The 22,345-nt window shown below is 64.1% G+C and carries 20 protein-coding genes and 1 pseudogene; 12 read left to right on the forward strand and 9 right to left on the reverse strand.

Annotated elements, in window-relative coordinates:
* Window positions 1-282: 282 nt before the first annotated feature.
* Window positions 283-1,083, forward strand: a complete 801-nt coding sequence (locus tag HAP41_RS04050; RefSeq protein ID WP_166106232.1) for a Crp/Fnr family transcriptional regulator — start codon at window positions 283-285, stop codon at window positions 1,081-1,083.
* Window positions 1,084-1,199: 116 nt separating this feature from the next.
* Here HAP41_RS04050 and HAP41_RS04055 read toward each other — a convergent pair.
* A pseudogene (locus HAP41_RS04055) lies at window positions 1,200-2,080 on the reverse strand (HpcH/HpaI aldolase/citrate lyase family protein).
* 169 nt (window positions 2,081-2,249) lie between these two features.
* On the opposite strand from HAP41_RS04055, the gene HAP41_RS04060 reads away from it, so the two are divergent.
* Window positions 2,250-2,894 carry a carbonic anhydrase gene (locus tag HAP41_RS04060; protein ID WP_071908674.1) on the forward strand — a complete coding sequence of 215 codons (645 nt, stop codon included), beginning with the start codon at window positions 2,250-2,252 and terminating at the stop codon, window positions 2,892-2,894.
* A gap of 104 nt (window positions 2,895-2,998) precedes the next feature.
* Here the strand turns inward: HAP41_RS04060 and HAP41_RS04065 are convergent, their stop codons facing one another.
* Complete coding sequence (locus HAP41_RS04065; protein ID WP_063980378.1) at window positions 2,999-4,033, reverse strand: aspartate-semialdehyde dehydrogenase; 1,035 nt, start codon at window positions 4,031-4,033, stop codon at window positions 2,999-3,001.
* Between the two features lie 116 nt (window positions 4,034-4,149).
* Here HAP41_RS04065 and HAP41_RS04070 point away from each other — a divergent pair, with 116 nt between their 5' ends.
* Together HAP41_RS04070 and HAP41_RS04075 are read left to right on the forward strand one after the other, a co-directional pair.
* Window positions 4,150-4,938 (forward strand): hypothetical protein, encoded by a 789-nt coding sequence (locus tag HAP41_RS04070; protein ID WP_166105193.1) that lies wholly within the window; start codon window positions 4,150-4,152, stop codon window positions 4,936-4,938.
* A 157-nt stretch (window positions 4,939-5,095) separates the two neighbouring features.
* Window positions 5,096-5,482 (forward strand): hypothetical protein, encoded by a 387-nt coding sequence (locus HAP41_RS04075; RefSeq protein WP_175618176.1) that lies wholly within the window; start codon window positions 5,096-5,098, stop codon window positions 5,480-5,482.
* Window positions 5,483-5,555: 73 nt separating this feature from the next.
* On the opposite strand, the gene HAP41_RS04080 is transcribed toward HAP41_RS04075, so the two are convergent.
* Window positions 5,556-6,194 (reverse strand): DapH/DapD/GlmU-related protein, encoded by a 639-nt coding sequence (locus tag HAP41_RS04080; RefSeq protein WP_166105187.1) that lies wholly within the window; start codon window positions 6,192-6,194, stop codon window positions 5,556-5,558.
* Between the two features lie 142 nt (window positions 6,195-6,336).
* Window positions 6,337-7,449, reverse strand: coding sequence for a 3-isopropylmalate dehydrogenase (gene leuB, locus HAP41_RS04085; RefSeq protein WP_166105181.1), 1,113 nt, complete (start codon window positions 7,447-7,449; stop codon window positions 6,337-6,339).
* A 131-nt stretch (window positions 7,450-7,580) separates the two neighbouring features.
* Between leuB and HAP41_RS04090 the strand changes: the two genes are divergently transcribed.
* A complete protein-coding gene (locus tag HAP41_RS04090) occupies window positions 7,581-8,783 on the forward strand; it encodes a YbfB/YjiJ family MFS transporter (RefSeq protein WP_166105178.1) in 1,203 nt (400 codons plus the stop codon).
* A 226-nt stretch (window positions 8,784-9,009) separates the two neighbouring features.
* A protein-coding gene (locus tag HAP41_RS04095; RefSeq protein WP_166063836.1) for an IS630 family transposase occupies window positions 9,010-9,956 on the forward strand; the annotation gives its coding sequence in 2 pieces (ribosomal slippage) (window positions 9,010-9,349 and window positions 9,349-9,956; 948 coding nt in all).
* Window positions 9,957-9,968: 12 nt separating this feature from the next.
* Here the strand turns inward: HAP41_RS04095 and HAP41_RS04100 are convergent.
* From HAP41_RS04100 to HAP41_RS04115, 4 genes are all read right to left on the reverse strand, one after another.
* Window positions 9,969-10,751, reverse strand: a complete 783-nt coding sequence (locus tag HAP41_RS04100; RefSeq protein WP_166105172.1) for a molybdopterin-binding protein — start codon at window positions 10,749-10,751, stop codon at window positions 9,969-9,971.
* A 72-nt stretch (window positions 10,752-10,823) separates the two neighbouring features.
* Window positions 10,824-11,453 (reverse strand): cytochrome b/b6 domain-containing protein, encoded by a 630-nt coding sequence (locus HAP41_RS04105; protein WP_166105167.1) that lies wholly within the window; start codon window positions 11,451-11,453, stop codon window positions 10,824-10,826.
* Between the two features lie 183 nt (window positions 11,454-11,636).
* Window positions 11,637-12,191 (reverse strand): fasciclin domain-containing protein, encoded by a 555-nt coding sequence (locus HAP41_RS04110; protein ID WP_014490676.1) that lies wholly within the window; start codon window positions 12,189-12,191, stop codon window positions 11,637-11,639.
* Between the two features lie 354 nt (window positions 12,192-12,545).
* Complete coding sequence (locus HAP41_RS04115; RefSeq protein WP_166105164.1) at window positions 12,546-13,307, reverse strand: SDR family oxidoreductase; 762 nt, start codon at window positions 13,305-13,307, stop codon at window positions 12,546-12,548.
* A gap of 95 nt (window positions 13,308-13,402) precedes the next feature.
* On the opposite strand from HAP41_RS04115, the gene HAP41_RS04120 reads away from it, so the two are divergent.
* Window positions 13,403-14,932, forward strand: coding sequence for a malonate--CoA ligase (locus HAP41_RS04120; RefSeq protein WP_166105161.1), 1,530 nt, complete (start codon window positions 13,403-13,405; stop codon window positions 14,930-14,932).
* A 192-nt stretch (window positions 14,933-15,124) separates the two neighbouring features.
* Here the strand turns inward: HAP41_RS04120 and HAP41_RS04125 are convergent, their stop codons facing one another.
* Window positions 15,125-15,985, reverse strand: coding sequence for a sulfite exporter TauE/SafE family protein (locus HAP41_RS04125; protein WP_166105158.1), 861 nt, complete (start codon window positions 15,983-15,985; stop codon window positions 15,125-15,127).
* Window positions 15,986-16,493: 508 nt separating this feature from the next.
* On the opposite strand from HAP41_RS04125, the gene sdhC reads away from it, so the two are divergent.
* The 5 genes from sdhC (at window position 16,494) to HAP41_RS04150 (ending at window position 22,305) form a co-directional block, all read left to right on the forward strand.
* Window positions 16,494-16,892 carry a succinate dehydrogenase, cytochrome b556 subunit gene (gene sdhC / locus HAP41_RS04130; RefSeq protein ID WP_028151914.1) on the forward strand — a complete coding sequence of 133 codons (399 nt, stop codon included), beginning with the start codon at window positions 16,494-16,496 and terminating at the stop codon, window positions 16,890-16,892.
* Window positions 16,889-17,293 (forward strand): succinate dehydrogenase, hydrophobic membrane anchor protein, encoded by a 405-nt coding sequence (gene sdhD / locus HAP41_RS04135; RefSeq protein WP_028151915.1) that lies wholly within the window; start codon window positions 16,889-16,891, stop codon window positions 17,291-17,293. The genes sdhC and sdhD overlap by 4 nt, the downstream gene beginning before the upstream one ends.
* A gap of 3 nt (window positions 17,294-17,296) precedes the next feature.
* Window positions 17,297-19,132, forward strand: coding sequence for a succinate dehydrogenase flavoprotein subunit (gene sdhA, locus HAP41_RS04140; RefSeq protein WP_135213892.1), 1,836 nt, complete (start codon window positions 17,297-17,299; stop codon window positions 19,130-19,132).
* Between the two features lie 42 nt (window positions 19,133-19,174).
* Window positions 19,175-19,957, forward strand: a complete 783-nt coding sequence (locus tag HAP41_RS04145; RefSeq protein ID WP_028151918.1) for a succinate dehydrogenase iron-sulfur subunit — start codon at window positions 19,175-19,177, stop codon at window positions 19,955-19,957.
* A gap of 191 nt (window positions 19,958-20,148) precedes the next feature.
* Window positions 20,149-22,305: a hybrid sensor histidine kinase/response regulator gene (locus HAP41_RS04150; protein WP_166105154.1), complete on the forward strand. Its 2,157-nt coding sequence runs from the start codon at window positions 20,149-20,151 to the stop codon at window positions 22,303-22,305.
* Window positions 22,306-22,345 lie beyond the last annotated feature (40 nt).

A 22,345-nucleotide genomic window follows, 5' to 3' on the forward strand; every position in this document is an offset into this window, starting at 1 on the left:
GCCCGGGCCAGGGGCAGACTCCCGCGCTGCCACAACCATCACTGGTCAATCAGCACATGTGTCACCTCACCGAGTGGCAAAGAGCGTCAATAGTATGATGTATGCAAGGCCCTGTTTGCGCGGCGAGGATGCCGGCAAGGTCTCCGCAATTGTCCGTGCTTGATCTCGACGAATGGCTCTGTTTGGATGGTTCCCCTTCGGCAATTCGTATTCCGGATAATCATGGCAAACGAAATAGATGGTTACCGTCGTTCGTTGGGTGCTCGTTCACAGGAAAGCGCCATGACTGTCCACCGCACGGGCATCGGGAATCGACTATTGGCGGCGTTGCCGCCGGCGGATCTCGGTTTGCTCACGCCCTACTTCCAGAAGGTCTCGTTCGAACCCGATGCCATCCTGGTGCGGTCGGGCGATGAGCTCGACCCGGTTTATTTTCCCCATAGCGGCGCCATCGCCTTCATGATCGATATGCCGGACGGGCAAACGGTCGCAACCACCTTGATGGGACGGGAAGGCGCCTTGGCCTCGTTCTCCGTGCTCGGCCCGTCGCTGTCATCCGTGACCGCGATTGCTCGGATCGCCGGCACAGCATCGCTGATTTCCGCCGCCAAGTTTCGCGCGGCCTTTGCGCAAAGCGCCGCCATCAGGAACGTCGTGCAAGTCCACGCCCGCGCGTTGTTGTTGCAGCTCCAGCACGTCGCCGCCTGCAACGCGCTGCACCGGGTGGATGGCCGCATGGCGCGATGGCTCCTGCAGCTTCACGACCGCGTTCCCGATGACCGGCTTCCGGTGACGCACGAGGCGCTTGCGCAATTGCTTGGGGTGCGACGGACGACAGTGACCCTGACGATGAGCAAGCTGCGCGAAGCCGGCGCCGTCCCGTCCGACCGGCGCGGGTTTGTCGAGATCCATCGGGCGCGGCTCGAGAAGGTCGCATGCGATTGCTATGCGCTCATGCAGCGCAAGATCGATCAGATGTATTGCCAGGAATTGGCGGCGCCGCAGCCTGTCGATGCACCGTCCCGCGAAAGCGCCATCGTCGCGGGTGACGAATCCAGAGCCGCTTCGCGGGCGGGAAAATAGGCGATTGGGACTGACCGCCGCGATGACCGCATGGGTCACAAGCGGCAGTCCTCTTGACGTCGAGAAGATGTCCGCCTGGCGGGGAAAAGCGGACATCGCTTCTTCGAGTTGACGCCTCAGCCCTTGCTCATCGCTGCGATCGCGTCCGCGATCTCGATCGTACGCCGCGCCATGTCGGCGTGCAGACGCTCCACCATTGCGCCATCGAGCCGATCGCGCCGCGCGAGACGTTCTCGGGCAGCTCGAATGCCGCGATGATCTTTCGCGCGCGCGCGACTTCCTCTTCGGGCGGCGTGAAGATCGCGTTGCAAGCCTCGATCTGCGACGGATGGATCAGCGTCTTGCCGTCGAAGCCGAGGTCGCGGCCCTGTGCGCATTCGGTGGCAAAACCGTCGGAATTGGCAATGTCGCTATAGGGGCCGTCGAGGATCTCGAGGCCATGGGCACGCGTCGCCAGGATGCAATGGGTGATCATCGGGGTCATCGCCGCGCGGCCCGGCAGCATCTTGATGCGCGTCTCGCGCGAGATGTCGTTCGGGCCGAACACGAAACCGGAGAGGCGCGTCTTGGGATCGCGGCCCGCGGCGGCCAGCTCCTCGGCATGAAGCACGGCGCGCGCGGTCTCGATCATCGCCCAGACCTTCACCGTCGGCGCGGCGCCGAGCTCGGCAAGGCGAGCGCCGATCGCCTGGAGATCCTCGATGCTTGAAACTTTTGGAACCAGAATGCCATCAGGCGAGGCCTTGGCGGCCATCGCGACGTCATCGGCCCACCAGGGCGTGTCGAGGCCGTTGGTCCGGATCAAAATCTCGCGCTTGCCGAACCCCTTGTCCGCGATCGCAGCGGCGATGCCGTCACGCGCCACCCCCTTGAGGTCGGGGGCGACGGAATCTTCCAGATCGAGGATCAAGCCGTCAGCGGCGAGATTTCGCGCCTTTTCCAGCGCGCGGGGGTTGGAGCCGGGCATGAACAGATGGCTGCGGCGCGGGCGGGTCATGCGAGCATTCCTTCCGGTTTCCTCAGGTCTATTCTGAAGCATGATCCCGGAAAAGTGTGCGGCGGTTTTCCGAAAGGATCATGCTCGAACAACAAGCCAAGCCGATAGCATCTGGCCTGCCTATTCGAAAGGCTTGTTCGCCCCTCTGGTCTATGGTTAGGCATAGGCCATGATCACATTCCCGAAGCATTTGCTGGAAGGCTACAAGGCCTTCGCCACCCAGCGGCTGCCGACCGAGCAGAGCCGCTATCGCGAGCTGTCGGTGAAGGGGCAGTTCCCGGAAGTGATGGTGATCGGCTGCTGCGACAGCCGCGTCTCGCCCGAGGTGATCTTCGACGTCGGCCCGGGTGAACTGTTCGTCGTCCGCAACATCGCCAATCTGGTGCCGGTGTATCAGCCCGACGGCAATGCGCACGGCGTCTCCGCAGCGCTGGAATATGCCGTGACGGTCCTGAAGGTGAAGCACATCGTCGTGCTCGGGCACGCGCAGTGCGGCGGCATCCGCGCCTTCGTCGACAAGATCGAGCCGCTCACGCCGGGCGACTTCATCGGCAAATGGATGCAGATGTTCATCAAGCCGGGCGAAGTGGTCGAGCAGCGCGACCACGAGACCATGGCACAGTTCGTCGAGCGCATCGAGAAGGCCGCGGTGTTCCGCAGCCTGGAAAACCTGATGACGTTTCCGTTCGTGCAGAAGGCGGTGGACTCAGGCCAGATGCAGACCCATGGCGCCTATTTCGGCGTGGCAGAGGGGTCGCTGTTCGTGCTGGACAAGGTCGCGAAGGAATTCAGGAGCGTGCGTAACGCGGCTTGAATTCGTAGGGTGGGCAAAGGCGCAACGCGCCGTGCCCACCATCTTTCCCGATTGAGACCTTGGTGGGCACGCTTCGCTTTGCCCACCCTACGAGATTCCGCGCGTTACGCCGCCTTCTTCTTCGCGCTGATCAGCTTGCGGTTGATCAGCACTTCCGCGATCTGGATGGCGTTGAGCGCCGCGCCCTTGCGCAGATTGTCGGACACGCACCACAGCACGAGGCCGTTCTCCACCGTCGCGTCCTCGCGGATGCGGCTGATATAGGTGGCGTCCTCGCCGGCGGCTTCATACGGCGTGGCGTAGCCGCCGGGCTCCTGCTTGTCGATGACGAGGCAGCCCGGCGCCTTGCGCAGGATGTCGCGTGCCTCGTCCGCCGTGATCGGATTCTCGAACTCGATGTTGACGGCCTCGGAGTGGCCGACGAACACCGGCACGCGCACGCAGGTCGCGGAGAGCTTGATCTTGGGATCAAGGATCTTCTTGGTCTCCGCCATCATCTTCCACTCTTCCTTGGTGTAGCCGTCCTCCATGAAGACGTCGATCTGGGGGATGACGTTGAAGGCGATGCGCTTGGGGAATTTCTTCGCGATCAGCTCGCTGTTGGTGTAGACGGCCTTGGTCTGCGAGAACAATTCGTCCATCGCATCCTTGCCGGCGCCCGAGACCGATTGATAGGTCGAGACAACGACGCGCTTGATCGTCGCCTTGTCGTGCAGCGGCTTCAGCGCGACCACGAGCTGCGCGGTCGAGCAGTTCGGGTTGGCGATGATGTTCTTCTTCTTGAAGCCGGCCGTCGCATCCGCGTTCACCTCGGGCACGATCAGCGGCACGTCCGGATCCATGCGCCAGGCGGACGAGTTGTCGATCACGACCGTGCCGGCGGCGCCGATCTTCGGCGACCATTCCTTCGACACCGAGCCGCCCGCCGACATCAGGCAGATATCGACATCGGAGAAGTCGTAGTGCTCGAGCGCTTTGACCTTCAGGGTGCGGTCGCCATAGGAGACCTCGACGCCGACGCTGCGGCGTGACGCCAGGGCCACGACCTCGTCCGCGGGGAATTTGCGCTCATCGAGGATGTTGAGCATTTCCCGTCCGACATTGCCGGTCGCGCCGACGACTGCGACTTTGTAACCCATCGTTCACTCTCCGATGAAAAAGCCCGTTCCTGAAGCTGACGCTTAAACAGGAAGAGCAGCGCTTCTATGCGAGAACCCGCCTCAAGACAACGTTGGACCATGCCTGAAGGCCGTGGATGCAGTCGCCAGAGGCCAGCACGGCCGCAACCCCTACCCAGATCCATCTGGCGCTCGCAGCCCTCGCCGACGAAATCGTCGGCACGCTGGCGCGCCTGTTCGCCTATGTGGGGACGCTGGTCCTGTTTGCCATCCTCGCGCTGGCGGCGTTCGACCAGCTGCCCAGCCTGCGCGACGATGAGCCCGCCGAGAAGCCGGGGTGGAGCGTGGCCGACCGCTCGCAACCGGCCTTCGCCCTCAGCCGGCTCGATTCATCAGAAAAAACAGCCTCTTACGTCATTCTCAGGCATCCCGAAGGCGGCCGCAGGGACGTGATGCGCTGGACCGGCGAGGCGGACAAGCCCGTGGCGGAGCTCGAGATCTACCGCGAAGGCGGCGAATTCGACGTGGCCCGCCCGGCGACAGCGGACCTGGCGGTCCACATGGGCCTGGGTGAAGCAACTCCGCTCGAGCAGGCCGGCCTGATCGACACGAAATTCGGTCCCGTCGCCCTGTTCCGGCCCACCGGCGCGGCGGAGGCCGCGCGGGCGTGCCTCGGCTACCTCAAGCGCAGCGAGGAGCCGGCGCTCCAGATCTCCGGCTTCTCCTGCCAGGGCGACACCCTCCCCGCCCGGCGCGCGGCGATCGCCTGCACGCTGAATCGGCTCACACTCCTGACCTCGGGTAACGAGCCGAAGTTGGCGGAATTGTTTGCCCATGCGGAGCTGAAGCGCCGCTCCTGCGCTCCCCAGGGTTCGTCGGACTGGCTGCTGGGCGCGGCGAACGCGCAATTGCGCGGGGCGCTTTGATCCGCATCAAGCTCAAGTGGCTGGTATTGATGCAACTTTTGCCAGCGCGCACGATTATTCCGAGCTGGTGTGACCCAATAGACCTAGTTGCGGCCACCCTTGCCGGGCTAGTATGGGGATGAAATCGATTGGCGGCTTGCCGCCTGAAGGGGACGTGATGAGCTCGAATTTCTCCGCCGCGAACAAACTGGCGATGTGGCTTGCGGCCGGCGCCGCGGTTGTCATGTCCTCAGCCCTCGCGACACCCGCCTCGGCCGACACCAAGAAGCAACGTTACGACAACAGCCGGCCCTATTACGGTCCGAGTGGCCCCAACGCTGTCTATCAGCAGGGCCGCACCCGCCTCTATGTGAGCAAGCGCTCCTGGCTTGACGGCGGCACTGAGGTCAATCCTGGCGACCGCAAGTTCTCCGACTACGCTTTCCCGCCGGCGATCGGCTATCCGACCTTCGCCCGCGAGAACAACAACCGCCCGATCGATCGCCAGCCGCTGAGCACGCCGGCCGACGTCGGCGGTTATCCGCGGAATTTCCCGCTGTACTGAGCGGAATGATCGACCGAATCAAAATGGCCGGGCTCGCGCCCGGCCATTTTTGTTTGTGAGAGATGCGTCCGCTTCAGGCGTCGGCTGCCGGGTCGTAGCGCCTGCAAAATTCTTCGATCGCCTCGGAGCGGAAATCGCCCAGGCGCTCGAAGATGAGTTCGTCCGGCCAATCCCACCAGGCGATGCGGCGCAGGCTTGCCGCGACCGAATCGTCAAAGCGTTTGCGGATGGCACGCGCGGGAACGCCACCGGCGATCGTGTAGGGCTCGACATCGCGGCTAACGACCGCGCCCGCGGCAATCACCGCCCCGTCGCCGACCGTGACGCCCGGCAGCAGGATGGCGGCGTGCCCGATCCAGACATCGTTGCCGACGATGACGCGATCTCCGCGACGATCCGCAAAGAAGTCGCGGTCACGCGTCGCACTCGCCTCGTAATATTCCGGGACATAGGTGAAGCGATGCTGGGACGGACGGCCCATCGGATGGTTGGGCGCGCCGATGCGCACCGAATTGGCGATGGCGGTGAATTTTCCGATCACCGCGTCGGCGACCTCGCAGTTCTCGCCGAGATAGGAGTAGTCGCCGAGCGAGGCATATTCGATGCGGGTGTCGGCGAGGATTTCGCAGCGGCGACCGATCTGCGCTTCGCGCTGGCGGACCGTTTCATGGATGATGGTTTCCGCGATCTTGGGGCGGGGCGAGGCATCCATGAGGTGGCTTCCCTGAGGTCGTCGGCAGAGCCGTAAGGGTGGGCAAAGGCGCGAAGCGCCGTGCCCACCATCTCGCGGCAATCGCGATCGAAATGGTGGGCACGCGATCGCTTTGCCCACCCTACGATTGCGGTGTTTGTGGCTACGCGTGCAGCTTCTGCAATTCCTTCAGGATCGCTTCGCCCATCTGAGTGGTCGAGGCGGCCGTGGTGCCTTCCGACTTGATGTCGGCGGTACGCAGGCCGCTCGCCAGCACCGCGGCGATCGCGGCATCGACCTTGTCGGCGAGATCGCCCATATCGAAGGAATAGCGCAGCGCCATGCCGAAGGACGAGATCATCGCGATGGGATTCGCGAGGCCTTGGCCTGCGATGTCGGGCGCCGAACCGTGCACGGGCTCGTACAGCGCCTTGCGCTTCTTGCTCTTCACATCGACTTCGCCGAGCGAGGCCGAGGGCAGCATGCCGAGCGAGCCGGTGAGCATTGCCGCGATGTCGGAGAGCATGTCGCCGAACAGATTGTCGGTGACGATGACATCGAACTGCTTCGGCGCCTTCACCAGCATCATGCCGCCGGAATCGGCGAGCTGATGCTCGAGCGTCACGTCAGGATATTCGCGCTTGTGGACCGCCGTCATGACCTCGTTCCAGAGCACGCCCGACTTCATGACGTTGCGCTTCTCCATCGACGTCACCTTGTTCTTGCGCTTCCTCGCAAGCTCGAAGGCGACGCGGCCGATACGCTCGATCTCATAGGTGTCGTAGACCTGGGTATCGACGGCGCGCTTCTGGCCGTTGCCGAGATCGGTGATGGTCTTGGGCTCGCCGAAATAGACGCCGCCGGTGAGCTCGCGCACGATGACGATGTCGAGGCCCTCGACCGCCTCACGCTTCAGGCTCGAGGCATCGGCGAGCGCCGGATAGCAGACGGCGGGGCGGAGGTTGGCGAACAGGGCGAGATCCTTGCGCAGGCGGAGCAGGCCGGCTTCGGGGCGCACCTCGTAAGGAACGGCATGCCACTTCGGGCCGCCGACCGCGCCGAAGATGATGGCGTCGGCGGCCGGCGCCTTGGCCATGTCGCCCTCGGAGATCGACACCTTGTGGGCGTCGTAGGCGGAGCCGCCGACCAGGCCGGTATCGGTCTCGAATTTGGCGATCCCTGCCGAATTGAGCCAGTCGATCAGCCGCTTCACCTCGCCCATCACCTCGGGGCCGATACCGTCGCCGGGGAGCAGCAGCAATTTGTGGGTCGCCATGGTCGTTTCCTCTGAGATCGAATTCGGCCGGAGTGCTAGAGCGGCGTTGCGCGCTTGGCAAGACACCATTGCCGCCTCGCGGCTGTGCAAGGCCCGCAGGGCCTGCCACACTGGGCGCGCCGGAGTATCCCTTGCGCGCCCCTGATCGTCCCCCGCCCGACGCACATCCCGCGCGGCTGATCCTGACCCTGTCGCTGGCGGCGACGGTCGGGCTCGGCATCGGCCGCTTTGCTTATGCGCTGGTGCTGCCCGATATGCGGGAGGACCTCGGCTGGTCCTACTCGGCGGCCGGTTTCATGAACACCATCAACGCCGTCGGCTACCTCGTGGGCGCGCTTGTCGCGTCCCGGCTGATCCAGCGCGTCGGCTGGTCGGCGGCGATCCGCGGCGGAACCCTCGCCTGCGTCGCCGCGCTCGCCACCTGCGCGCTGACAGGCAATTTCGTTGCGCTGAGCCTCGCACGCCTCGTGCTGGGCTTAGGGGCCGCGGCCGGCTTCGTCGCCGGCGGTGCGCTGGCCGCGGCCATCGCGCAGTCGCGCCCGGAACGGGCCAATTTCCTGCTCAGCCTGTTCTATGCCGGGCCCGGCATCGGGATTCTCGCCTCGGGGTTGATCGCCCCGTTCACGCTGCAATATTTCGGGCCGGGCTCGTGGTGGCTGGTGTGGTGGGCGCTGACGCTGCTGTCCGTCGTGATGACCGCGCCGCTGTTCCTGATCCGCATCGAGAGTGGGGTGCGCTTCTCGGAAGGCAGCCACGCCGCCTTCGCGATTCTGCCCGTGCTGATCTATCTCGCCGGCTACTTCCTGTTTGGCGCCGGCTACATCGCCTACATGACCTTCATGATCGCGTATGTGCGCGACGGCGGCGGCGGCGCCGCTGCGCAGGCCGCGTTCTGGAGCCTGATCGGCCTCAGCGCCTTCGTCACGCCCTGGGTCTGGCGCGGCGTGCTGGCGCTCGACCGCGGTGGACTTGCCACCGCCATCATCCTCGGCACCAACGCGCTCGGCGCGGCGTTGCCGATGCTCGGGCATTCGCCGGCGTGGCTCGCGGTTTCGGCGGTCGTGTTCGGCGTGGCCTTCTTCGCCGTGGTCGGCTCGACCACGGCCTTCGTCCGCTTCAACTACCCGCCCCAGGCGTGGCCCACCGCGATCGCGGCGATGACGATCTCGTTCGGCGTCGGGCAGACGCTCGGCCCGATCGTGGTCGGCGCGATCACGGATGCGCTGGGGAGTCTGAGTTACGCGCTGAATGTGTCGGCGGCGCTGCTGGCATTGGGGGCGGTGGCCGCGTTGTGCCAGCGCAAGGTGGGGCCGGCCAGAGAACCGGTGCCGTAGGGTGGGCAAAGGCGCAAAGCGCCGTGCCCACCATGACCGTTGTCGCGGATACAGCATCGGTGGGCACGCTTCCGCCTTCGCTCTTCGAGCTATGGCGGACAAGTCGCTTTGCCCACCCTACGGCAGCGGAGCTAGAGCATTTTCCGACCGGAAAGAATCGGGTGGGGATTCCCAAAACGGCGCGAGTCAGATTCAAGCTGCATGCTGGCGAGGGAGGCCAGCATGTATGGCCAGGGCGCTTTCGGTTGATCTTCGCCAAAGGGTGGTAGCCGCGATTGACGGTGGCATGTCCTGTCGACAGGCTGCTGAGCGCTTTGGTGTCAGCGCGGCCAGTGCGATCCGCTGGCGCGGTCGCCTCAAGAAAGTTGGCGACATCGTTCCTAAACGCCAGGGCGGTGACCGCAAATCGCAGCGCATCGAAGCGCATTCGCAATTGATTCTGGAGGCGGTGACAGCGAGGCCGGATATCACGCTTGCCGAGTTGCGAGAACTGTTGAAACGTCGTGGAATATCGACTGGCATCGCGTCGCTCTGGCGTTTTTTCCAGCGCAGAAAGATCACACTTAAAAAAAGACAGCGCACGCCGCCGAGCAACGGCGCGGCGATATAAATGCCGCACGTGAGGAGTGGTTCGAAGGGCAAATCGACCTTGACCCTGAGCGTCTCGTCTTCATCGACGAAACCAGCGCCAACACCAAAATGGCGCGGCGTTACGGGCGCTCGCCACGCGGCGAGCGATGTCGTGCAGCTATCCCACACGGACATTGGAAGACGACGACGTTCACCGCTGGATTGCGCTCCGACGGTCTGATCGCGCCGCTTGTTCTGGACGGTCCAATGGATGGCGACGCTTTCCTGGCCTACGTCGAGCAATTGCTCGCCCCATCGCTGCGGCCGGGCGATACCGTTATCATGGACAACTTGCCCGCTCACAAGGTCCATGGCGTTCGAGAGGCCATCCAGGCGGTCGGAGCTAGCCTGCTCTATCTTCCGCCCTACAGTCCAGACTTCAACCCGATTGAAATGGCCTTCTCCAAACTGAAAGCGCTGTTGCGGACCGCCGCAGCCCGCACCATGCCCGATCTCTGGCAAGCAATCGCCAACGCTCTCAAACGCTTCTCACCCGAGGAATGTCAAAATTATCTCGTCGCGGCTGGTTACGACGCAACGTGATCGGAAAACGCTCTAGCTCCCGCTGAACGAATTGTACCCCTGGTCTTCCCAGTAGCCGCCCTTGTAGTCGTTGGTGACTTCCATCGAGACCACGTATTTCGGGTTCTTGAATCCGAGTTTCGTCGGCACGCGGATCTTCATCGGGAAGCCGTAGGCCCGCGGCAAAATCTCGTTCGCGTATTTGAACGTCATCTGGGTTTGCGGATGCAGCGCACTGCGCATGTCCAGGGGCGAGTTGTAGCCGTCCTTGTCGGCGCACTGGAACCAGACATACTTTGCGCGCGTGTCGGCGCCGATCAGCTTGAGGAAATCGCGGAGCGGCGTGCCGGTCCAGCTTCCGATCGCGCTCCAGCCCTCGACACAGATGTGGCGGGTGATCTGCGTGACCTGCGGCAGCTTGTAGAGCTCGTCCAGCGTCCAGGACTTCTTGTTGTTGACTAGACCGCGCACCTCGAGCTTCCAGTCGGCGCCGTCGACATCAGGCGCATCGTCGAGATCGTAATAGGCGTTGAACGGGAACGGCTTTGTAATCGCGCTCTCGGGGAAGGTCGGCGCCAGCGCATCCGGATTGAACATCCAGGCCTGCACGGCGTCGTTGAATTTCGAGACCTTCGCCAGCAGGGTGTCGGCCGACGAGGAATCGACGACGTCGCAGCCGGTGAGCAGCGTCAGCGCGCCGAGGCTGGCGCCGCCGGCGATGAAGCGGCGGCGGGTGAAGTCCGGCATGGACTTGATGGAGTCCTTGATCAGCAGCCGCTTGTCGACGCCGGGGATGAGGAATGAGCGCTTGGCCATAATGGGTCTCACATATTTATCTTGAGCATGATCTTGTCGGAAAACCGGTTCCCACTTTTCCGGATCATGCTCTCAGCGACCAATGATCATCGCGCGCAGGCTCTTCGGCACCAGCAGCGCGAGCAAGACGTGAATGACGAGGAAGGCGCAGATCGCGGCCATGCAGAAGAAATGGACGTAGCGCGCGGTCGGATAATCGCCGAACAGCATCACGAGATAATAGAGCTGCACCGGCTTCCACATCGACAGGCCCGACAGCACGATCAGCACGCCGACCACGATGATGCCGGCATAGAGCAGGCGCTGCACGTAATTGTAGACGGTGAGATCGTCATGGCCGAGCTTGAAGGTCAGGGCAGCCCTGACGTCGTGGAGCACGCCGGATGGCGTGATCGGCAGCAGCTTCTTGCGGAAGCGGCCGGTGGCGAAGCCGGTGACGAGATAGGCGAGGCCGTTGACCATCAGCAGCCACATCGCCGCAAAGTGCCAGAGCAGGCCGCCGCCGAGCCAGCCGCCAAGCGTATATTCGCGCGGAAAACTGAAGCCGAACAGCGGCGAGGCGTTGTAGATCTGCCAGCCCGACAGGATCATCAGGATCATGGCGACCGCGTTGGTCCAGTGCATGACGCGGACCCAGGCCGGCTGGATCACTTTGGCGGGGGTGGCGCTGACCTGCTCGTCGCTGATTGTGAGGCTCGACATGATGGTTCCGTCCTGAAGGTCGTCTGACACCGAATATACGCCGATACTTCCGCTTTCGTTACGCCCCCGCACGACGGCGAATCGAGTCTGCGGGCGACCGTGGTCACAATAAAGCGAGCCGGGTGCCCCCGGCTCGCCGTCTCAAAGCATCCTGTTCGGGGGATGAAACAGGGGTGGGCGGTGTTACGTCGCCGGCATCAGCACGGTATCGACCACATGGATCACGCCGTTCGACTGGTTGACGTTGGAGATCGTCACCATCGAGGTGCCGCCCTTGGCATCGACGATCCAGACCTTGCCGTCCTGCTTCTTCACGGTCAGTTCCTCGCCTTCGGCGGTCTTCATCTTCTTGCCGTCGGTGAGGTCGGAGGCCTCGAGCTTGCCGGGCACGACATGGTAGGTGAGGATCTTGGTCAAGGTCGCCTTGTTCTCGGGCTTGACCAGATTGTCGACGGTGCCGGCCGGCAGCTTGCCGAAGGCGGCGTTGGTGGGCGCGAACACCGTGAACGGGCCCTTGCTTTCCAGCGTCGGCACCAGGCCGGCCGCCTTCACCGCCGCCACCAGCGTGGTGTGATCCTTCGAGTTGACGGCGTTCTGGACGATGTTCTTGGACGGGAACATCGCGGCGCCACCGACCATGACGGTCTTCTCCTCGGCGCGGACAGGCGCGACGACGGTCGCGGTGATGGCCAGAGCGCTGAAGGCGGCGGCAGCGAGATAGGCAATACGCTTCGACATGGAGGGTCTCCCGATTGAATTGTGACCGGCAATGGCCGGCGTTTGCGTTGGGGCAACAACGGCGCCTGTGACCTTTTGGCGTGAAGCAGCAGTGCCGTCGTTGGACCGAACTACGGGAGGGTTCGCGATGGGGTTTCGGGAAATAATTTATTGTGATGCGTGAAACTATGTAGCGGCGCATCCGTGTATGAGCCCGGGCTCAGCACCCGGTGCCGTAGGGTGGGCAAAGCGACTTGTCCGCCATAGCTCGAAGAGCGAAGGCGGAAGCGTGCCCACCAACTTCATTCGCGATCGAGGGTAGATGGTGGGCACGGCGCTTCGCGCCTTTGCCCACCCTACGGCAGTGCGCCCGTTTCAATCCCTGTTGTTCGGCGTCTGAATGAATCCGCGATTATGCGTCGGGCTGATCAGGAGCTCGTTGATGCAGACGCGCGGCGGCATCGATGCGATGAACGCGATGGTGCGCCCCAGATCTTCCGATTGCAGCATCTTGGCCTGCTCCTCCTCGCTCGGCACCACCGGGCGCAGTTTCAGGATGGGAGTAGCCACCTCGCCCGGCATCAGGCAGCAGGCGCGCAGGCCGTTAACGCATTCGTCCATGTTGAAGGAATGAGTCAGCGCCAGCACCGCATGCTTGGTGGTGGTGTAGGCCGGGCCCGGCATCTTCGAGACGTGGCGGCCGGCCCAGGACGAGACGTTGATGATCGAGCCATCCTGCTGCTTGCGCATCGTGGGCAACACTGCGCGCATGCAATACAGCACGCCGTTGAGGTTGACCTGGACGAGCTTGTCCCAGCCCTCCAGTTCCATGTCCTTCCAGCTCCGCTTGGGGACATTGATACCGGCGTTGTTCACGAGCAGGTCGATGCGGCCGTGCTTCGCGACGATTTGATCGGCCGCCTTCTGGGCTTCGGCGGCGTTGGACACATCGAGCGCAATGGCCTCGGCCGCCCCGCCTGCCTTGGCAATCCTGGCAACCACGGTATCCAGGGCGTCCTTGCGGCGGCCCGAGACCACGACTATCCAGCCGTCGGCCGCGAGCGCCTCGGCGCCGGCCTCCCCGATCCCGCTGCCGCCGCCCGTCACCCAGGCCACGCGTTTCCCGTTTTGGGTCATGCAAACTGTCTCCGTTGCTTCATTGGGGCGGTTTTTGCTAATCCAGCCCTCGGTTTTGACCGGCCTTGTTTGCCTTGCGGTCGAGGAAATCTTGCATGAACCAAGCTGCCAACGCCAACCTGTTTTCCCGCCTGTTCGACGGTCTGGACGATCCCAAACGCCTCGCGGTCGAGACGCAGGACGGCGGCCGTATCAGCTATGGCGATCTGATCGCGCGGGCCGGGCAGATGGCGAACGTGCTGGTCGCGCGCGGCGTGAAGCCCGGCGACCGCGTCGCGGTGCAGGTGGAGAAATCGGTCGCCAATATCGTGCTGTATCTCGCCACCGTGCGGGCCGGCGCGGTCTATTTGCCGCTGAACACGGCCTATACGCTGAACGAGCTCGATTACTTCATCGGCGATGCCGAGCCGTCGCTGGTGGTCTGCGATCCCTCCAAGGCGGAAGGCCTCGCCCCGATCGCCGCCAAGGTGAAGGCCAAGGTCGAGACGCTCGGGCCCGACGGCAAGGGCTCGCTGACGGAAGCAGCCGACAAGGCCAGCAGCGAATTCGTAACCGTCTCACGGGCAAACGACGATCTCGCCGCGATCCTCTACACGTCGGGCACCACCGGCCGCTCCAAGGGCGCGATGCTGACGCACGACAATCTCGCGTCGAACTCGCTCTCGCTCGTCGGCTACTGGCGCTTCACCGACAAGGACGTGCTGATCCACGCGCTGCCGATCTACCATACGCACGGCTTGTTCGTGGCGACCAACGTGACGCTGTTTTCGCGGGCGTCGATGATCTTCCTGCCGAAGCTCGACCCGGACCTGATCATCAAGCTGATGGCGCGCGCCACGGTGCTGATGGGCGTGCCGACCTTCTACACGCGGCTGCTCCAGAACTCCGCGCTGTCACGCGAGACCACAAAGCACATGCGACTGTTCATCTCGGGCTCGGCGCCGCTGCTCGCCGAAACCCATCGCGAATGGTCGGCGCGCACGGGACACGCGGTGCTCGAGCGCTACGGCATGACCGAGACCAACATGAACACGTCGAACCCGTATGACGGCGAGCGCGTGCCCGGCGCGGTCGGCTTTCCCCTCCCCGGCGTCTCCGTGCGCGTGACCGAGCCCGAGACCGGCAAGGAGCTGCCGCGCGACGAGATCGGCATGATCGAGGTGAAGGGCCCGAACGTCTTCAAGGGCTATTGGCGAATGCCGGAGAAGACCGAGTCGGAATTCCGGCCCGACGGCTTCTTCATCACCGGCGACCTCGGCAAGATCGACGACAAGGGCTACGTCCACATTCTCGGCCGCGGCAAGGATCTCGTGATCTCCGGCGGCTTCAACGTCTACCCCAAGGAAATCGAGAGCGAGCTCGACGCCATGCCCGGCGTGGTCGAGTCCGCCGTGATCGGCGTGCCACATGCCGATTTCGGCGAGGGGGTCACGGCGGTTCTGGTCTGCAACAAGGGCGCCGACGTCACCGAAGCCGCCGTGCTGAAGGCGCTCGACGGAAGGCTGGCAAAGTTCAAGATGCCCAAGCGCGTCTTCGTCGTCGACGAATTGCCGCGGAATACGATGGGCAAGGTGCAGAAGAACGTGCTGCGGGATACCTACAAGGATATTTACGCGAAGAAGTGAGTGGGGGAGCTCTGCTCTCTCGCCGTCCTTGCGAGGAGCCTCTACCCGGTACGCTGTCATGCCCCGCGAAGGCGGGGCATCCAGTACGCCGCGGCCTCTGGGATCAATCACCGGCGCTGGTGGAATACTGGATCGCCCGCCTTCGCGGGCGATGACAGCGGAGGATGTGGCGCGGAGTTCAGCCGAAGCCGTTCACTGCCCGCCCACCAAGCTCATCACGAACCGGCTGCCGACGATAAACAGATAGCACCCGAACGCCACCTCCAGCGTTCGCTTCGACATCGCATGCGCGGCCCTCACACCGAGTGGCGCTGTCACAAGGCTCATCGGCATCACCAGCACGGCGCCGATCAGCGAGACGTAACCCAGCGCGAACGGGATTTGCAGCGCTGCGACGGCCGGATAGGTCGCAGCCGCCGGCCAGCCGGCATAGATGTAACCGAGCGCGCCGGGGATCGAGATGAGGACCGCGAGTGCCGACGAGGTCGCCACTGCCTGGTGGATGGGCCGGCCGTAAAACGTCATCAGCAGGTTCGAGAACAGGCCGCCGCCGATGCCCATCAGCGTCGAGAGGATACCGACGCAGAAGCCGTAGACGCGCATCAGCGGGCCTTTAGGCAGATCGTCGCCGAACTTCCAACCCTCGCGCGCGAAGATGAGACGCGCCGACGCGGAATAGGCGACGCAGACGAACACGACCTTGAACAGCCGCTCCGGCGCGTAACGCGCGATGACGCTGCCGGCGACGACGCCGATCACGATCGGCAGCCACCACACGCGCAGGATCGTCATGTCGACGGCGCCGCGCTTGTAGTGCGCCTGGAACGAGCGGATCGAGGTCGGGATGATCACGGCGAGCGAGGTGCCGATGCAGAGCGGCATGCGCACTTCGAGCGGCACGCCGGCGATGCGGAAGCATTCGTAGAACACCGGCACGAGAATCGCGCCGCCGCCAATGCCGAACACGCCGGCCAAGAATCCCGAGAGCGCGCCGGTTGCGATCAGCAACAGCGCGAGCTCGACGATCTCCTTGGTATCAAGACCTGCAATCACCCCTGACCTGCCCCGGCGACTGGTCGCAACTTCTCCGGAACATGGGTTCGGAAAGTTGCGTGCGGAGCTTTAGGCGATCTGATTCTCGCGGTCGACACGCCACGTCTTGCGGCTGGGGTGGAATGCAAGGTGCGCATATCCGGACAGGGGTCAAACCGGGCCGGAGTGGGAGCTGTTTGGTGCCGTCCGAATGGCGTTAGCGGCCCAAAAGACCGGCGCCGGGCAGGTTTGGACGGCATGGTCCGTTTAGAGGCGTTCCAATAGCAATTTCAACGCGCATCGGTCCCTTCAGAACAAATGAATATATATTCTTTTTTTCGTTGGCGGACAGAAGTGCTGGTATACCAAGCCACTGATTGGCCTTGCATCATCAACGCTCTAGAGCTGAACCGCGGTTCGATTTATGGCGATTTGGTGATTGCGCAGGCGAAATCGACTCCGTAAATAGAGCCGACCTTTCGCGATCCCCGCGTGCCCCCTGCTGGGCCGCAATAAACATCAAAAGCCCATGACCGCACGGATCGAACGACCGCTTTCCCCCCACATGCAAGTCTACCGCTGGACGCTAACGATGGCGCTGTCCATCGTCCATCGCGCCACCGGTATCGCGCTCTACGTCGGAACCCTGCTGCTGGCCTGGTGGCTGATCGCGGCGGCTTCCGGCCCCGCCGCCTATTCCCACGTCCAGGCCTTCACCGGCAGCATCATCGGCCGGCTGATCGTGTTCGGCTACACTTGGGCGCTGATGCACCATATGCTGAGCGGTATCCGGCACTTCGTGTGGGACCTCGGCTACGGCTTCAAGCCCAATGAGCGCGAGGCCCTGACCTGGGGCGCGCTGATCGGCGGCATCGTGCTCACGGTCCTGATCTGGATCATCGCCTATGCGATCGGAGGCGGACGATGAGCGCGACCGATACGCCCAAGCGCAGCATGCGCACCCCGCTCGGCCGCGTCCGCAATCTCGGCGCGGCGCATTCGGGTACGTCCGATTTCTGGCGCCAGCGCATCACCGCCGTCGCCATGACGCTGCTGATGATTCCGGTGCTCGTGATCATCATGATGCTGCTCGGCCGCAATCAGGCCGGCGCCGCGCAGATCCTCGGCTCGCTGCCGATCGCGGTGATCCTGCTGCTCTTCATCGCCGCCAGCGCCTGGCACATGAAGATCGGCATGCAGGTCGTGATCGAGGACTACGTCCATAACGAGAAGCTGAAGCTCATCTCGATCATGCTCAACAATTTCTTCTCGATCGCCGTCGCGCTCGCCTCGACCTACGCGATCCTCAAGCTTTCATCCGGAGTGTAACCCATGGCCACAGCGACGAATGGCAAGGGCAACGGCGCTCCCGCCACCAACGGCAAAGCCTATCCGATCGAAGACCACACCTATGACGTCGTCGTGGTCGGCGCCGGCGGCGCGGGCCTGCGCGCCGTGGTCGGCTGCAGTGAAGCTGGTCTGCGCACCGCCTGCATCACCAAGGTGTTTCCGACCCGCTCGCACACGGTTGCGGCGCAGGGCGGCATCTCGGCCTCACTCGGCAACATGCACAAGGACGATTGGCGCTGGCACATGTACGACACCGTGAAGGGGTCGGACTGGCTGGGTGACCAGGACGCGATCGAGTACATGGTGCGCAACGCGCCCGAGGCCGTCTACGAGCTCGAACATTGGGGCGTGCCGTTCTCGCGCACCGAGGACGGCAAGATTTACCAGCGCCCGTTCGGCGGCATGACTATGGACTACGGCAAGGGCCAGGCGCAGCGCACCTGCGCCGCCGCCGACCGCACCGGCCACGCCATGTTGCACACGATGTACGGTCAGTCGCTGCGCCACGCGGCCGAGTTCTTCATCGAGTTCTTCGCCATCGACCTGATCATGGACGACCAGGGCACCTGCCGCGGCGTCATCGCGCTCAAGTTGGATGACGGCACGCTGCACCGCTTCCGCGCCCAGACCGTGATCCTGGCCACCGGCGGCTACGGCCGCGCCTACGCGTCCTGCACCTCGGCACACACGTGCACCGGCGACGGCGGCGGCATGGTGCTGCGCGCCGGCCTGCCGATGCAGGACATGGAGTTCGTGCAGTTCCACCCGACCGGCATTTACGGCTCGGGCTGTCTCGTCACCGAAGGCGCGCGCGGCGAAGGCGGCTATCTCGTCAATTCCGAGGGCGAGCGCTTCATGGAGCGCTATGCGCCGTCCGCGAAGGACCTCGCCTCGCGCGACGTCGTTTCGCGCGCGATGACCATCGAGATCCGCGAAGGCCGCGGCGTCGGCAAGAAGAAGGACCACATCTTCCTGCATCTCGACCATCTCGATCCCGCGGTACTGGCCGAGCGCCTGCCGGGCATCTCCGAATCCGCAAAAATCTTCGCTAATGTCGACGTGACGCGCGAGCCGATCCCGATCGTGCCGACCGTCCACTACAACATGGGCGGCATCCCCACGAACTATCATGGCGAAGTGCTGACCAAGCGGGATGGCGACGACAACGCCATCATCCCCGGCCTGATGGCCATCGGCGAAGCCGCCTGCGTCTCCGTGCACGGCGCCAACCGCCTCGGCTCCAACTCGCTGATCGACCTCGTCGTGTTCGGCCGCGCCGCCGCTTTGCGTCTTGCCGAAAAGCTCACGCCCAACGCCAAGCAGCCGGAGCTGCCGGCGAACTCGTCCGATCTCGCCCTCGGCCGCCTCGACCATTACCGCTACGCCTCCGGCGGCACGCCGACCGCGAAGCTGCGCGAGGGCATGCAGCACGTGATGCAGAACAATTGCGCGGTGTTCCGCACCGGCGACATCCTGAGCGAAGGCCAGAACCTGATCGAGAAGGTCCACAGCGGCATCACCGACATCGCCGTGTCCGACCGCTCGCTGGTGTGGAATTCCGACCTGATCGAGACGCTCGAGTTCGACAATTTGATCTCGCAGGCGGTGGTGACGATGGACTCCGCCGCCAACCGCACCGAGAGCCGCGGCGCCCACGCCCGCGAGGACTTCTCCGCGCGCGACGACAAGAACTGGATGAAGCACACGCTGGCCTGGCTCGACGATGCCGGCAAGGTCAAGATCGAGTACCGCCCCGTTCACGACTACACCATGACCAACGACGTGCAGTACATTCCGCCCAAAGCTCGCGTTTACTAAACGTCGCGCGTGTACTGAACGAACAGCGAAAGCTTTATCGAAATGGTTGAATTCGCACTTCCGAAGAACTCCAAGATCACCGGCGGCAAGACCTGGCCGAAGCCGGCGGGCGCGACAGACGTTCGCGAATTCCGCGTCTATCGCTGGAATCCGGACGACGGCAAGAATCCGAGCGTCGACACTTATTACGTCGACACCCATGATTGCGGTCCGATGGTGTTGGATGGCCTGATCTGGATCAAGAACAACATCGACCCGTCGCTGACCTTCCGCCGCTCCTGCCGTGAAGGCGTCTGCGGCTCCTGCGCGATGAACATCGACGGCCAGAACACGCTGGCCTGCACCCGCTCGATGCACGACGTCAAGGACGGCGCGGTCAAGATCAATCCGCTGCCGCACCAGCCGGTCGTGAAGGACCTCGTTCCCGACCTCACCAATTTCTATGCGCAGTATGCCTCCGTCGAGCCGTGGCTGAAGACGACCTCGCCGACGCCGCAGAAGGAGTGGCGCCAGAGCCACGAGGATCGCGAGAAGCTCGACGGTCTCTACGAGTGCATCCTCTGCGCCTGCTGCTCGACCTCGTGCCCGAGCTATTGGTGGAACAGCGACCGCTATCTCGGCCCCGCCGCCCTGCTCCAGGCCAACCGCTGGGTGTCCGACTCCCGCGACGAGGCGACCGGCGAGCGCCTCGACAATCTCGAGGACCCGTTCCGCCTCTACCGCTGCCATACCATCATGAACTGCGCCAAGGCCTGCCCGAAGGGTCTCAACCCGGCCGAAGCCATCGCCGAGCTCAAGCTCAAGATGGTCGAGCGCCAGATCTAGGCCTCATTCATGCTACGGCCCCCCGGCCGGGACGGCCGGGGCATTCTACGATCAACCTCAGTTTGAGTAGAATTTGCCATAGCCCGCACCACGCGCGAACGTCCGGATTGCAACCTCCGGTTCCATCGACAAGCCACTTCCTTCCCAGCGGGAATTTCAAGTAAGCTCTCCGGTCAGGGACCGGAGCGACTGTGCAGGGTGCGCAACGCAACTCGCTGAGACTGTTGCAGTGGATGATGGCGGCATCCCTGGCGCTGCCGATTGCACTGTTCGTCTTCACCTCCACGATCTCCTACACATCGACAAAGGACATCGCCGACCGCGAGATCGAGCGCACGCTCGATGTCGCCCATGAGCACGCGCTCAAGGTGTTCGAGACCATCGACCGCAGCCTTGCCGAGCTCAACGAGGTCGTGCGCGGCCTCCCCGACGAGGTCATCCGCTCGCGCGAACCGGCGCTGCACCGCCGCCTGAAACGGCTGACCGATGCGCTGCCGCAGCTCAAATCGGCCTGGATCTTCGACGCGAACGGGAAATCGCTGGTCAACAGTCTCGCCTCGCCACCGCAGGATCTGAGTTTTGCGGACCGCGATTACTTCTACGCCCATGTCGACCAGAACATTGGCACGTTCGCCGGCGCGGCCCTGACGCCGCGTCCGCCCTATCAGGGAGCACGCTTCTTCGGCATGAGCCGGCGCCGCGAAGCCGACGATGGCAGCTTCATCGGCGTCATCCAGGCCTCCGTCCTGCCGGAATATTTCGAGAGCTTTTATGCCAGGATCGGCTCCGATCCCGGCAGCTTCTTCGCCATGGGACGCACGGACGGCGTGGTGCTCACTCATTTTCCCCGGCTCGACCGCGACTTCCGGCTCGATCCGACCGGACCGGTCGGGCAGCAGATCGCCGCTCACCCCGAGCACGGCCTCATCACCATCGCCTGGCCCTCGGACGGAATCGAGCGGCGCGTCGGCTACAGGCGCGTCGCCGAATATCCGATCTATGTCAGCGCCGGGCTCGAGACCTCGGCGATCCGCGCGCGCTGGCTCGCCACCATGGGCCAGCATCTGGTGTTCGGCATTCCCGCCACGGCGCTGCTGTTTCTGCTGCTTGCGCTCGCGTTCCGGCGCACCCAGCATCTCCACGCCGAGGCCGCAGCGCGACGCGAGGCCGAGGAGGCGCTCAAGCACAGCCAACGGCTGGAAGCGCTCGGCCAGCTCACCGGCGGTGTCGCGCACGACTTCAACAATCTCCTCACCGTGATCCGCGCCTCGGTCGACCTGTTGAACCGGCCGCAGCTGAGCGAGGAGCGGCGGCAGCGCTACATCAATGCCATTGCGGACGCGGTCGCGCGCGCCGCCAAGCTGACCTTGCAGCTGCTGGCGTTCGCGCGGCGCCAGACCCTGAAACCGGAAGTGTTCGACGTCGGGGATCGGATGCAGTCGCTGCACGACATGCTCGCCACGTTGCTCGGGCCGGCGATCGAGATCGGAATCCGGCTGCCGACCGAGCCCTGCCTCGTCAAGGCCGATGCCGGCCAGTTCGAGACGGCTCTGATCAACATGGCGACCAATGCGCGCGACGCCATGCAGGGCAAAGGCAGGATCACCTTCGCCGTGCAGGCGGCGGCGACCATACCCGATACATTGGTGCACGTTTCGGGCAGCCATGATCTTGCAGGCGGCGATGGCTTCGTCAGTGTCGCCGTCAGCGACACCGGCATCGGCATTCCCGCCGCACGATTGGGCCGCATCTTCGAGCCGTTCTTCACCACCAAGCAGGTCGGCCAGGGCACCGGTCTCGGCTTGTCGCAGGTGTTCGGCTTCGCCCGGCAATCCGGCGGCGAGGTGACCGTCGAGAGCGAGGTCGGTCAGGGCAGCACCTTCTCACTCTATCTGCCGCGCGTGCCGGCAGACCTGCTGCCGCAGCGGCAGGCGCCCAACACCGCACCGGCAGTGGCCGGCAGCGGCATGTCGGTGCTGTTGGTCGAGGACAATATCGAGCTCGCCAATTTCGCGGCCGACGGCCTCACCGAGCTCGGTTACAGCATCACTTTGGTGGACAACGCCACCGACGCGCTCGCCGAGCTCACCGTGGACACAGATCGCTTCGACGTCGTGTTCTCCGACGTGGTGATGCCCGGGATGACCGGGCTCGATCTGGCGCAGGCGATCCGCGACCGCGGCATCCGCGTGCCGATCGTGCTGACCACGGGCTACAGTCAGGCCCTGTCACAAGATGGCGCCGCCGGCTTCGATCTCGTGCAAAAGCCCTATTCGATCGAGGAATTGTCGCGGGTTCTCCATCGGGCCGCGAGGCTCCGGCCGGTCCGCGACGGCGCGGCCGAGTGAGGCTGGCGCGGAACCAACGGGAACCGATTGATTTGGTTCG

Source organism: Bradyrhizobium barranii subsp. apii (genome assembly GCF_011516635.5).
In the GTDB taxonomy this organism is placed as follows: Bacteria; Pseudomonadota; Alphaproteobacteria; order Rhizobiales; family Xanthobacteraceae; genus Bradyrhizobium; species Bradyrhizobium barranii.